Genomic DNA, 12,237 nt, shown 5'->3' on the forward strand with positions numbered 1-12,237 from the left:
CTGTATCAATGTCCACCAAAAGTGGAGTATCAACACGCTCGGTAATACGACGGACATCTTCTAAAACGTTATCCAGACTGGTCATCCCTAAATCAGGCAGACCATAAGAGTAGTTGGCAACACCGGCACCCGAAACATAAAGGGCTTTGTAACCCACCTGTTTCGCCATCATTGCTGCATAAGCATTGACTGTACCGATGATCTGTAATGGTTTTTCCACTTCTAGAGCTTGTCTAAATCTCAAACCTGCAGACGTTTGTTCTGTCATATTCCTTTCCTTAAGCATTAATTTATTGAATGAAAATGTTTATTCCACTGCCAATAAAATTGAACCATAAATTTCGCGTAAATCTTTTTTCAGTACTTTACCTGTGCCACCAACTGGAATGGAGTCCACAAAAATAACTTTGTCAGGAATTTGCCATTTCGCAATTTTGTCGGTGTAAAACGCTAAAATCGTATCTTCAGTCACTTGACTTGAAGCTGATTTTTTCGCAATTAAAACAGGTCTTTCATCCCACTTTAGATGCGTTGCTGCAATAACAGCAACCATGTCAATTTCAGGGTGTGCGATTGCAATATTTTCTAGTTCGACCGATGAGATCCATTCGCCACCTGATTTAATTAAATCTTTAGAGCGGTCGCTGATCACCATATAGCCATCTTGATCGATGGTTGCCATGTCACCCGTATCAAACCAGCCATCTTCCGTTACAGTATTTGTGAACTGATTAAAATAGGATTCGACAATCCAATGTCCTTTAATTTGTAAATGTCCTGTGGTTTGGCCATCTCTTGCTAATTCTGTACGACCTTTTTCATCATCGCTGATACGAATATTGACACCAAAAGGTGGACGACCCTGCGCAAACCGCAATTCAAACTGTGCTGATTCATCCAGTTTTAAATGTTTTGCTTTCAGCTGATTGACCACACCCATAGGACTGGTTTCAGTCATCCCCCAAGCATGAATCGTTTCACATTGGAATTCATCTTTAAAGGCCTGCACCATGGATGGCGGGCAAGCGGCACCACCAACAACATTACGTTGCAAGCTTTTCAGCTGAGAACCCGACTGGCGAGCAGCAGTTAATAGACCTTGCCAAATGGTCGGTACGCCTAAAGCATTGGTCACCTGATATTGATCAATCAACTGTACTAAACTTGCACCATCTAACATTGGGCCTGGTAAAACCATGCTACAGCCTGCCATAGCAGCAGCATACGGTGTTCCCCATGCGTTGACATGGAACATTGGCACCACAGGTAAGATGCAGTCTTTGGCTGAAAAATTAAAAGAATCGGGTAAACATGTGGCATAGCTATGCAGGACAGTTGAGCGATGACTGTATAAAACCCCTTTCGGATGTCCCGTAGTTCCCGAGGTATAGCACAGTGAACTGGCTTTAGATTCATCTAATTCAGGCCAATCAAAATGTGCAGACTGGCTTTCAATTAATTCGTCATAAAACAATACTTCAGGAAAAGCGTTTTGAATTTTTTCATCATATGCATCTAAGCAAATAAAATGCTCAATATAAGGAAGCGAATCTTTAATCGACAATACTAAATTAAGAAAGGTTTTATCAAAAATTAGTGCTTTGTCATTGGCATCGTTAATGATGTATGTCAGCTGTTCAGGAAAAAGCCTTGGGTTAATGGTGTGGCAAATTAAACCACTGCCTGAAATGCCGTACCATGTTTCTAAATGACGATGGTTATTCCATGCCAGCGTCGCAACTCTATCACTGACCGCAAAATCAAATGACTGTAAAACATTAGCAAAACGTTTTGAATTTTTGGCAATATTTCCCCAAGAACTATGGGTGATTGAACCATCTGTGTTTTTTGAAATAATAGCCGTATCTGCATGATAAGTTGCCGCATGCTCAATGAGGCTACTGATCAATAAAGGCTGAAACATCATATTTCCAATCATCAAAACATCCTTATTTAAAATCTTTTTAGACTTATTGTTTAAGATCCACAGTCCATTCGTTCAGTGATCAGTCTTTAAAATACAAGTTTTTTTTATTCCAAATTTGTCTTTTGGTTGTCATAATTTGTCATTTCGTCACTTGCAAACAAAAAATAATAATCTCCTTAATTATTTGTTTTTATTAATTATTTATACAGATAATTGATATTTTAAAAAGTGATATCCATTCAAAAACGCTTGATCAAGGATACCGCTGGATTTTCTAATCTTTTAAAATCTGAATAGAATCTTGGGCATACATAAAGGACAACGGTAAATGACGATGTTGCAAATCTAAGGAAGGTATTGAACGGACACCATAACCTTTGCTACTTAGGCTCAAATGTAATGCTTTTAAGCTTAAAGATAGTGATAAAGTGATGAGTCAATGAAATTCCGAGCGCAAAAATACAATATTCCCAAATAACAAAATGCTCTTAAAACGACTGTTTATACATGAATATTTATGCGTCGCCAACGTCCCGGTGTAATACCATACCAACGTTTAAATGCACGGGTAAAATTAGCCTGATCGTCATAACCCACTTGATTTGCGACTTCTAAAATCATCAATTTTTTATTTTTTAATAATTTAACTGCAATTTTTTTTCGAGTTGCTTCTAATAAAGACTCAAAATTCGTTTGATACTTATTTAAATAGCGGTACAACGTAAAACGGTGAATTGAAAAATACTCAGCGACTCGTTCAACATTACAGTTTCGATGAGGTAAAAGTTCTTCAATAATTTTGCAAATTTGACCAATCATGTCTACATGGTCATGACTTTGTAATTCTGAAAGATGTTGACGCAAAAATTGATCTAACTGGTGATCATGTCCTATCCTGTTTTGATCTAACTGTTCTTGTGGAAACAAAATTTCATGCTGCGACTGACCAAACCACACAGGACAGCCAAACGCTTTTTCATACAGATGCGCACACTTTGGCTTTGGGTAAGAAATTCGCACGAAGGATGGACGCCAAGATTTTCCCAAAATTAATTCAATAATGGACACCATAGCGACTAAATAGGCTGTTTGATATTGTTCTTTTCCGGGGATGTCACCATCAATATGCATAGAAATACGTGCATAGCCCTGATCTTCCTGTAAATCTAATTTTTGCCCCCTATACCACATGCTCCCATACTGAAATAGGCTCTGTATCGCATCCCGCATAGTAGCAGCATTGAGTACCAAAAACCGTAAAGGGCCAATATTTGAAAATTGCGCTTTTTTCCCAATTAATAGCCCCAAATGATCACAGCCTGTTAATTTTTCTACCGCTTGAAAAATACGACCTTGGGTTTGCAAAGAAATGGGAAGCAAATTATTTTTTAAATCTTCACGTTGAATATCAAAGTTTTCAAAAATAGTTCGTGCATCAAAGCCATGTTCTTCTAAGTAATTTGCAATCAGGTTCAAAATGCCGATGGGGTTAGATTGCTCTTGCAGTGTTAATTCAATGTCGTGCATATTGACCTCTAATCCAAACCTGTACGCAATTATTTCATCAATTTTTCAAATTTAACTTACAAAATAAGTCATGTGATCTACACATGACTTATTCAGGTTTAATCTTCATTAAACAATCAGAGTTTGAAATGCATTAGAAACTCGTTTTAAATACCAATGAAGCAAAATCACGGTCATCTAAAGTACTAAACTCATTGTTACCAAAGAAGTTGGTATAACCAATTTCAGCGGTATATTTCTTTTGATATGTTGCAGAAACACCGACAGAAATTGCCATTTGACCTTCTTGGAAATTTGGACCATAACCATGCACATCGTGACGGAACATCAAACTTGGGGATACCGTGGTTTGAGGAAGTAAATCGTTATAACTCAAAGCACCGCGCAAACGATAACCCGCTGACCACGCCTCAAAAAACCCTTCATCATTACAGTACTTTGCATTCATATCTTGAATTTCTTGATCTGATAAGCCACCAGTCTTAGGTGCAATACAGTATGTTCCTGGTTTTGCTGGATCATAGGCACCTGTCGATAAACCACTACGACCAAATGCACCACTACGACCAAAATTATACTTATCGGTATCACCAATATGATTGACGCCCAGCTCACCCACTAAGGATAAAGCACTTGCTCCAAGTACATTCGGAATGGTACTGGCAGCACCAAGTGTAAACTGCGTAACAGGCACACGAGCAAAACCATTGACTCGTTCACCCAATGCTAAAATTTCACCTGGTTTAGTCAGTGGCGTATCAGGGTATAAAGCCTGTGCATAGACCATGTCAGTACTGTTAAAGTGCAGTGGCATATTTGGCTTATAATTTAACTCACTAAAAATAGCCGTCTTACCAATTTTGCCTGTTAAACTTAAACCATACATCTCGATATCTTCTGGATAAACCGAGACAATTCTAGCGGTATGATAGTTTGCTACACCTGGCGCAGAAACCACCACCCCATCAAAATGCAAAATGCGACTGTGGTAATTTGCATAATAAGCGCCAAGCTCAGCATTGTTAAGACTTGGAATGGTTTGTTTAATTGCTATACCGAATTGACCACTGTTTTTTGCATATTCACTGGGTAAACGTGCCACAGTAAAATCTAAAGGCCCATTCATCGCTTCATCTGTGGTAAGCCCTGGGCCACCAACTAACAACGGACCACAGTTTTCTGCAAAGACATCGGACACTTGAAAGAAAGTACCGCAACCGTCTACCACTGAAGGTCTAAATTTAAATTGATAAAAACCTTCAACCTTAAGTTTATCCGTCAGTCCAGCAACAAAAGAGAACATTTCTACTGGAATAATGCGTTCTTTCACATCTCCACCAGGTCGATTCATTGCCGCATAGTCAAAAGCACTGACACTATTCAGCCCATTTTGGAAGAATTGTGATTTCCCCCAGATCAATGCGTGTTTACCCAGTTTTAACTCTAAACTTTTATCATTTTCGAACTTAAAGTTTTTCCAAATATATGCATCCCAAAGGTCAATGCCTTTATATTTTACAAGACGTGGAAACGCCGAATCATCAAATGCAATGAAATCACCATGTCCAGTTTCATAAGCATGGTCATACCAATATTTTGCACTGAGCACAGCTCCTTGCTGTTGACCTTCTAAACGAACTTCGGTCAAGCCCTTAAAGATTTGTGAAATCGGGTCTCCTTTGTCAAAATTGGCACGACCATTATCACCGTTAATGTCAATGCTCGATCCTTCTTTACCAATGCTGAGCGCATCTGGTTTATAGAGCAATGCACCATCAGGATTTTGTGTACTCCAACTTTGCCCAAGACTCACACTGGTATTGGTGACTAATTTCCATTGATCATTCAAGGTATAACTGGTTGCTTGAACATGGGACACAGCAAATATTAGTCCCATCAATACACTCAGCTTTTTCAATTGTGTGTTTGGGTAAACAGATGTCTTATTTTTAAAAACTTTACTGACCATATCATCTCCATATCGATATGATTTATCTATTCATTATTGAATTTTTACTGCGTTATAACTGAATAAAATTAGAGCTACATCACTAGTAGACCGAATTTATTCCCTTATTTTTTAACGCACATTTTATTCGCCTTAATTCGTCTTTGTTGTTTAAGCTATCCTTTAGCTTGGGAATTAAACTACCTGTTCTAACATGCGAAAATTTGTCATCTGGTCATAAAAATCAGTCTTTTGGTCATTTACCGTTAACTCATTTCAGCCCAGTGATTTTTTATATTTCTTAATCTCTAGCAAGACCCTTTACTCTAAAAATCATGCTGATATTTACTTTGTGTACAGCCACAAAAAATCAAAAATAATGTTTAAACGCTTAAAGATGAATTCTGAGCACTTTTTACATGTTGAACATCAAGCTGTGCGATCAACTGCTCAGCCATAGGCCAAGGACCAAAACCAGCGGCAGGGTTTAAATGTCCCACTGCGCCTGCGTTCACTAGCTGACTCCCCCATACTTTTGCCATCTGTTGTACTGCGTCAAACTGCGCTAAATGGTCATTGGTACTTGCGACAACAATGCTTGGAAAAGACAGTTTTTGATTAGGTAAAGGACTCCAACCTTCCATTTTTAGTGCATCTGGACTGGGATAATTGTCTGGCCAACTCTGTGAAAGATCTGGTGGTGCGACCAACAATGCCCCTTGAATATTATGCTGATGTTGTGTCGCCCAATGTATCGTCATCAATACACCTGCACTGTGTGCCACCAAAATAACCGGCCCTTCAATTTTTTCCAGTTCTGCTTGAATTCGTGCCACACGATTTGCACAATTCAGTTTGTCTGTTTCTGCTGGTGGAACAGAACGAACTTTCTCTAAACGAGCTTCAAGTAAAGTCTGCCAATGTTCTTCAACGTGGTCTCGCAAGCCTGGAATAATAAGTACCGTCGAATTTGTGAATATTTTTTCCATGTATATACCTATAAAGTATTTATACTTTGCCATTCTTTGGAATAAGGCCAGTTCTTCTCCAACATAAATTGATGAGGCATGAAGTGATATACATTGAACGACACTGACTTGTCATTTAACGACAAACGATTGAAGCAGCGCCTTTAAAAAAAGACCCAACCATAAATTAAAAAAAGAGAAATAGGCCGAATTCGTTAAATTGTCACGCCCTGACTGAGCTCAAGGCAAAGCCGACACCACGCATGTTAGAGCTTCTATTAAAGAAGATGCCTCGATACGACCGCCAAGGAAATTTTTACAAACACAGGATGAATGTAGTCCGCCATAAAAATTGACTGAGGCTAATTTATGACTTATGTCGGGGTTGGTTATCAGGTCTAATTGGTAGACAATACTTAAAGTTTCAAATGAATAATCACCAACAGATTTGAAGTCGTGACTCAATTTAAAACGGAGTGTTTACCATTTAAATAAATGGCAAAGGATAATTTTTTAAGAATACCTATTTTGAACAAAAATCAGCACTATTGAAACGTAAAAACTGGTACTTTTAAAAGTAATGGATATTGATTAAAAATAAATTCAGTCAGGATGACTGATTGAACGACAGGGAGAGAATCATGGTCCCACTTGCTCATATAGCTGTGCTCAAAAATTATTTTGATGTAAGCCAACGCTTAGACCTAAATCCGTATCATTTATTGTCCAGTGCAGGCATTTACCCTGCCCAACTCAATGATGCTAAACAGCGCATTCCAGTTGATAAAGCCATCAGCTTACTGGAACAATCTGCACATCTCAGTGGTTGTGAAGTATTCGGTTTACATATGGCCGAACAACGCCAACTTGCAGATTTTGGCGAACTGAGCCTATTATTAAGTTATCAACACACCTTGCGAGATGCACTTCAAACCATTGTTAGATATAGAAACACTATCAACAATGCACTAGAAATTTATCTGGAAGAAATTGGCAATACCGTTATTATTCGGGTAGAAGTCATTTCGGAATTTTCAGCGCATAGTCGCCAAGCCATTGAGTTGGCTTTAGGGATTACCCATCGTTTTTGTGGTGCATTATTGTCCCAAAAATGGCATCCATTAAGTGTACATTTCACCCATAACGCTCCCCAAGATATTGCTGTCCATCAACGGATATTTGGATGTGCTTTAAAGTTTGGGAGTGAGTTTAACGGCATTGTTTGTACCATTGCCGAGCTAGACAAAACCAACCCACAAGCCAACACAGCCATGGCAGATCATGCGCAGCGCTATTTAGATATTGATCTTTTGCAAAATGAAAATGAATCGTCAATTATTTTTGATATTCGTAAAAGTATTTACCTCCTTTTACCGATGGGACGCGCTACGATTGCACAAGTAGCAAACACGCATGGGGTCAATATCCGCACCCTACAGCGTCGTTTAGAAGCCTCCAACACTAGTTTTAGTACTTTAATTAACGATGTACGACGTGTTCTAGTCTTCCGCTATCTTAAAAATCTGAATTATTCACTTGGTCAAGTGTCCGATATTTTAGGCTATTCTATGCCAAGCTCTTTTACACGTTGGTTTATCAGTCAATTTGGTGTTTCACCTACGACTTGGCGTAGTAATCATTCAAGCGCTCATTAGCCACATTAAAAGTAGCTGACTGTAATAAAAAATAGAGAGGCATAAATGCCTCTTTTAATTGCCTGTCTAATTTTAAATACCCATCAATAGATAATCACTAAAAGTGATGTATGAACAACATGACTTAAGGTTTCAGACAGTCATTTTTTTTGCTGATCAACTCCATCTATCGGTTGATCAGCAAAGCTGTTTAATTTTTATGTAGTAAAAGCATAAATTAAAATAACCAATGCATTAATGTTAAGACCAGTAGAACAAGGAAAATACTTTCTCCGACCATAAAGAGCACAGGTTTAATACCAACCGTCGCCAACTCTTTAAACTGGGTTTTCATTCCAAGTGCACTAATTGAAATCACGAGACACCAACGAGATAGTTCATTGATTCCGCCTTGCACAACTGTTGGCACCCAACCCGTACTATTAATACAAGCAAGAATTAAAAAGCCCACAGCAAACCAAGGCAATAAAGGCGGACGCTGACCATTCGATTCCGTACTACCTTGCATACGTGTAATCATGGCAGCACATACAATCACGGGTAACAGCATAGCCACGCGCATCAGTTTCACGACAGTTGCTGTATCACCAGTTTCTGTCGACATGCTGTACCCTGCACCGACCACTTGTGCAACATCATGAATGGTTGCACCTAAAAATATCCCTGCATGTTGAGGTGATAATTCAAGCCATTGTGCAATCATGGGATACACAATCATGGCGATGGTTGATAGCGCTGAAACACCAATCACCGTAAATAATGTTGCTTTTTCTTTTTGTGGATGATTCGGTAACGCAACCGATAGCGCCAACGCTGCAGAAGCACCACAAATTGCGGTTGCTCCACCTGTTAACATGCCAAAAAGACGCTGAAAACCAATCAGTTTAGCCACCACAACAGATACTGAAATCGTCACAATAATAAGTGTGACCACTAAGGCTACAGGTTGCCAGCCCAAAGCTGTAATCTGCTCTAAAGTAATACGCATTCCCAGTAAGGCAATACCAATACGCATTACAGTACGTGCAGTAAATTCAATCCCTGCTTTGCAGCGCCCTTCAACAGATAAAAAACTCAGTCCCATGCCTAGCAACAAAGCAAACAACATGACGGGTGCGCCATAATGCTCTGATAAAAAAGTAGCAGCAGCTGCCGCCACTAAACTCACCGTAAAACCAGGTGCTAACTCACGAATCCGCTGTGTCCAATTCAGGCTATTACTGAAATTAAATCGACTTGAATTACTCATGTCATTCTCCCTGATTTAATACAATGAATAGCTGTTCTTCTACAATTTCCACTGGATAAGAAGAGACTTTTAAATGGGTTGAATTCAGCATAAAACCACTGGTTAAATCAAATTTTAGTCCATGTGCGCCACACTGAAGGGTACAGCCTTCTAGTTTTCCACTAAACAAAGATGCCCCCTGATGAGGACAGCTATCATCAATGGCATAGAATTGCTCATTAATATTAAATAGCACCAGAAACTTATCTTCCACTTTCAAAAAAGTACGCCCACCTAAGTCGGGTACTTTTTCGCGTGGTACTTCAAAACGCAATGTCATACGGCCTGTCCTTGTACTGCAAGGGCATCAAGCATTGCTTTATATAAGGCATCCGCTGGATGTGCACCTGCCATGGCAAAACTGCCACCAAAAACAAAGTATGGGACACCTTTTCCACCAGTATCTTTAGAAATAAAGGGAATGTTTGGTTGCGTTAAAATTTGCTCTATAACATCTTCTGCATAACCACAATACATGGCAATTTTACGTAGTACAGCAGATTCACCAATATTTTCTGAATGATGAAAATAAGCTGAAAATAACCCTTCCAGAAGCCGTTCAATTTGTTCAGGGCTAGATATTTTGAAAGCATTGATGAACAAACTATGCGCCTTGGCGGTATTGGGCATGCGATAAATTCGCTCAAAGTCGATATCGACCCCGACCACTTTTGCCGCTTGGCGCACTTGAGCCTGTCGCATTCGCATGGCCGTTACACTACCCAGTCTTTTTAAATAAAAAGCTTCAAATGGAACGCCATCCAATGGAATCTGAGGCAACAGTTGTACACCATGCCATCGCAAAAGCACATCAACATCGGGATGGCTTTGTTGTAGCTTTTTAATCGCACTTTCCAACTGGCGCTTACCGATTAAGCACCAAGGACAAATAAAATCAAAAAAAACATCTATGCTTAAAATACGTGACATCATTAGGCATCCTATTTATATTGCTGTGGTGCGCTCGGTGGCAATAAACCTTGTTCTGTTAAGCGTGTAATATCATTGTGATAATGACGTTTAGCATAAAAGAATACGGCTGCCGCAAAGACACTCATCAAAGGCATTAATTGAAATGCACCATGTAAACCAAGATGATCTGAAACTTTACCAATGACCAGTGGACCAAGTGCGAGACCCAATAAATTATTGGCAATGGTCAAGGTTGCAAATGCCGAACTGTGGACAGAATTGTGGGTCAGATTCGCCACCATCGCCATTGAAGGGCCATTGGTACCAATCACAATAAATACACCTAAACACAGCAAGACCAATTGCACTGTTCCCGCAGGGAGCGCAAATGCCGCGGAAAGCAATAAACAACTGCCTAAACAAAAACTGATGGCTAAACTTGTTTTACGATCTGCACGCACACGACCTAAACGGTCGCTTAACATGCCACAAAAAATAGTTCCTACTGCACCACCCAATACAATTACGGCAGCTAAAATACCAGCTTTGTCGGTTGGCATTGCATAGTAACGATTGAGATAACTTGGCATCCAAACGATAATTGAACCTGCAACAAAGAGCTGTAAACCGCTACCAATATAAGTGGCGATAACTGTGCGTGAAGAATAGAGCGTTTTCAGCGCATTCTTTACTTTTACAGGTTGCTGCTCTTTGGTATATGCTTGACCCGATGGATTAATTTTCTTCTCTTTCACCACAATTGGATACAACAATGCGAGCATTAAGCCAAAAGTAGCCATTCCGCCAAATGCCCAGCGCCAACCGAAATGTTCCGCCATTACACCGCCGAGTGCCATGCCCAAAAATGAACCACACATACCGCCTGCCATAAAGGCACTGGCTAAAGTTGCACGCATTTCTTTCGGGAAAATTGACATCACAACAGCAATACCGACACTACCATAGGCAGCTTCACCGACACCGACAAGGAAACGAGCCGTAAACATTTGTCCATAGCTTTCTGCAAGTGCACAACCTAAAGTTGCTAGGCTCCATAGCACAGCCATGATGGTTAAGCTTTTCACTCGACCAAAACGATCGGCTAAAAATGACAAAGGTAAAGTTAAAAGTCCCACCATAAGTGCCACAATACCGCTGAGCCAACCAAGTTGACTGTCAGTAAGCATCCATTCACTTTTCAATAATGGAAAGACTGCATTTAAAACCTGGCGTGACATATAGTCTGAAATCAATAAACCAAATGTTAACGCAAAGACTAACCATGCATAACGACGAGGAATACCCATTGATGTATCCGTCTGTGCATCTAATGCGTGATGTGCATTCATACAACCTCCATGTATTTTTATAATGTTTATTGTAGAGCCTAAAAAGCGAGGATCGTTTTAGCCAAAATACTTATCCCCGCCCCTTTGTCGTAACCCAAGCCTTATATCCTTATGACTCAGGCTTTACATCATTTACGTTGTGGTACGCCTTTTTGACCTGCAACACGGTTTGGTGCCATGCCATTTGCCAATAAGGTTTCTTCAATACTGTTGTACTGCACGCCTATACGGTAAATTTCACGTGCTTCTTGACCACTTGCAATATCACGACCTAACTCATGTGCAATACGTACAGTTTGTTTGATCTGATCAACCGAACCGAAACGCTCACCTTTATGATCAATGATGGTATCTTCATTGCCCACACGTGCATGCATACCCATTGCCATAGACATGGTGTTAAACGGTAAGACATTTTTTAGCAATGACTCAGAGGTTAAAGTACAACCATCTGGAACACGGTTCAGGAAGTTAAAGAAGTTAAATGGGTTTGGCCCATCAAAACCACCGCCAATACCAATCCAAGTTAAGTTCATTGGACCCATGTATTGACCTTTACGCACCATACGTTCAAGCGTTTCCAAGCCATGCATACCCGTCAATTGGAAATGTGGTTGGATACCATTTGCTGCTAAACGCTTCAAATGCTCAATGAGCCATTCA

11 protein-coding genes are annotated in these 12,237 nt (G+C 39.8%); 1 reads left to right on the top strand and 10 read right to left on the bottom strand.

Annotated elements, in window-relative coordinates; genetic code table 11:
• From BBP83_RS04150 to BBP83_RS04170, 5 genes are all read right to left on the bottom strand, one after another.
• Positions 1–268, bottom strand: a 268-nt coding sequence (locus BBP83_RS04150) for an isocitrate lyase/phosphoenolpyruvate mutase family protein (protein WP_171258033.1), incomplete at its 3' end; no start/stop codon positions are given.
• 39 nt (positions 269–307) lie between these two features.
• Positions 308–1,939 (bottom strand): long-chain-fatty-acid--CoA ligase, encoded by a 1,632-nt coding sequence (locus BBP83_RS04155; RefSeq protein WP_068886159.1) that lies wholly within the window; start codon positions 1,937–1,939, stop codon positions 308–310.
• A 489-nt stretch (positions 1,940–2,428) separates the two neighbouring features.
• Entirely contained in the window at positions 2,429–3,454 is a 1,026-nt protein-coding gene (locus BBP83_RS04160; protein ID WP_068886160.1) for an AraC family transcriptional regulator, read from the bottom strand.
• A gap of 133 nt (positions 3,455–3,587) precedes the next feature.
• Positions 3,588–5,423, bottom strand: coding sequence for a DUF1302 domain-containing protein (locus BBP83_RS04165; protein WP_068886161.1), 1,836 nt, complete (start codon positions 5,421–5,423; stop codon positions 3,588–3,590).
• Between the two features lie 362 nt (positions 5,424–5,785).
• Complete coding sequence (locus BBP83_RS04170) at positions 5,786–6,391, bottom strand: RBBP9/YdeN family alpha/beta hydrolase (protein WP_068886162.1); 606 nt, start codon at positions 6,389–6,391, stop codon at positions 5,786–5,788.
• Between the two features lie 620 nt (positions 6,392–7,011).
• On the opposite strand from BBP83_RS04170, the gene BBP83_RS04175 reads away from it, so the two are divergent.
• The gene (locus tag BBP83_RS04175) at positions 7,012–8,025 is read left to right on the top strand and encodes an AraC family transcriptional regulator (RefSeq protein ID WP_068886163.1); all 1,014 of its coding nucleotides are present in this window, start codon (positions 7,012–7,014) and stop codon (positions 8,023–8,025) included.
• A gap of 217 nt (positions 8,026–8,242) precedes the next feature.
• Here BBP83_RS04175 and BBP83_RS04180 read toward each other — a convergent pair whose 3' ends face one another.
• The 5 genes from BBP83_RS04180 to BBP83_RS04200 all read right to left on the bottom strand — a co-directional run.
• Positions 8,243–9,274: a YeiH family protein gene (locus tag BBP83_RS04180; RefSeq protein WP_068886164.1), complete on the bottom strand. Its 1,032-nt coding sequence runs from the start codon at positions 9,272–9,274 to the stop codon at positions 8,243–8,245.
• A 1-nt stretch (position 9,275) separates the two neighbouring features.
• Complete coding sequence (locus BBP83_RS04185; RefSeq protein WP_068886165.1) at positions 9,276–9,593, bottom strand: Rieske (2Fe-2S) protein; 318 nt, start codon at positions 9,591–9,593, stop codon at positions 9,276–9,278.
• Positions 9,590–10,246 (bottom strand): DsbA family oxidoreductase, encoded by a 657-nt coding sequence (locus BBP83_RS04190; RefSeq protein ID WP_068886166.1) that lies wholly within the window; start codon positions 10,244–10,246, stop codon positions 9,590–9,592. The genes BBP83_RS04185 and BBP83_RS04190 overlap by 4 nt, the downstream gene beginning before the upstream one ends.
• An 8-nt stretch (positions 10,247–10,254) precedes the next feature.
• Positions 10,255–11,574 carry an MFS transporter gene (locus BBP83_RS04195; RefSeq protein WP_068886167.1) on the bottom strand — a complete coding sequence of 440 codons (1,320 nt, stop codon included), beginning with the start codon at positions 11,572–11,574 and terminating at the stop codon, positions 10,255–10,257.
• A 128-nt stretch (positions 11,575–11,702) separates the two neighbouring features.
• The coding region (locus BBP83_RS04200) for a 3-keto-5-aminohexanoate cleavage protein (RefSeq protein WP_141689949.1) at positions 11,703–12,237 on the bottom strand (535 nt) is incomplete at its 5' end.

Source organism: Acinetobacter celticus, from assembly GCF_001707755.1.
Classification (GTDB): Bacteria; Pseudomonadota; Gammaproteobacteria; order Pseudomonadales; family Moraxellaceae; genus Acinetobacter; species Acinetobacter celticus.

What these genes read in the sequence shown, in the direction of transcription:
- BBP83_RS04180 (WP_068886164.1), bottom strand. Translation starts at nt 9,274, where the DNA reads ATGAGTAATTCAAGTCGATTTAATTTCAGTAATAGCCTGAATTGGACA.
- BBP83_RS04190 (WP_068886166.1), bottom strand. Translation starts at nt 10,246, where the DNA reads ATGATGTCACGTATTTTAAGCATAGATGTTTTTTTTGATTTTATTTGT.
- BBP83_RS04170 (WP_068886162.1), bottom strand. Translation starts at nt 6,391, where the DNA reads ATGGAAAAAATATTCACAAATTCGACGGTACTTATTATTCCAGGCTTG.
- BBP83_RS04160 (WP_068886160.1), bottom strand. Translation starts at nt 3,454, where the DNA reads ATGCACGACATTGAATTAACACTGCAAGAGCAATCTAACCCCATCGGC.
- BBP83_RS04175 (WP_068886163.1), top strand. Translation starts at nt 7,012, where the DNA reads ATGGTCCCACTTGCTCATATAGCTGTGCTCAAAAATTATTTTGATGTA.
- BBP83_RS04155 (WP_068886159.1), bottom strand. Translation starts at nt 1,939, where the DNA reads ATGATTGGAAATATGATGTTTCAGCCTTTATTGATCAGTAGCCTCATT.
- BBP83_RS04195 (WP_068886167.1), bottom strand. Translation starts at nt 11,574, where the DNA reads ATGAATGCACATCACGCATTAGATGCACAGACGGATACATCAATGGGT.
- BBP83_RS04185 (WP_068886165.1), bottom strand. Translation starts at nt 9,593, where the DNA reads ATGACATTGCGTTTTGAAGTACCACGCGAAAAAGTACCCGACTTAGGT.
- BBP83_RS04165 (WP_068886161.1), bottom strand. Translation starts at nt 5,423, where the DNA reads ATGGTCAGTAAAGTTTTTAAAAATAAGACATCTGTTTACCCAAACACA.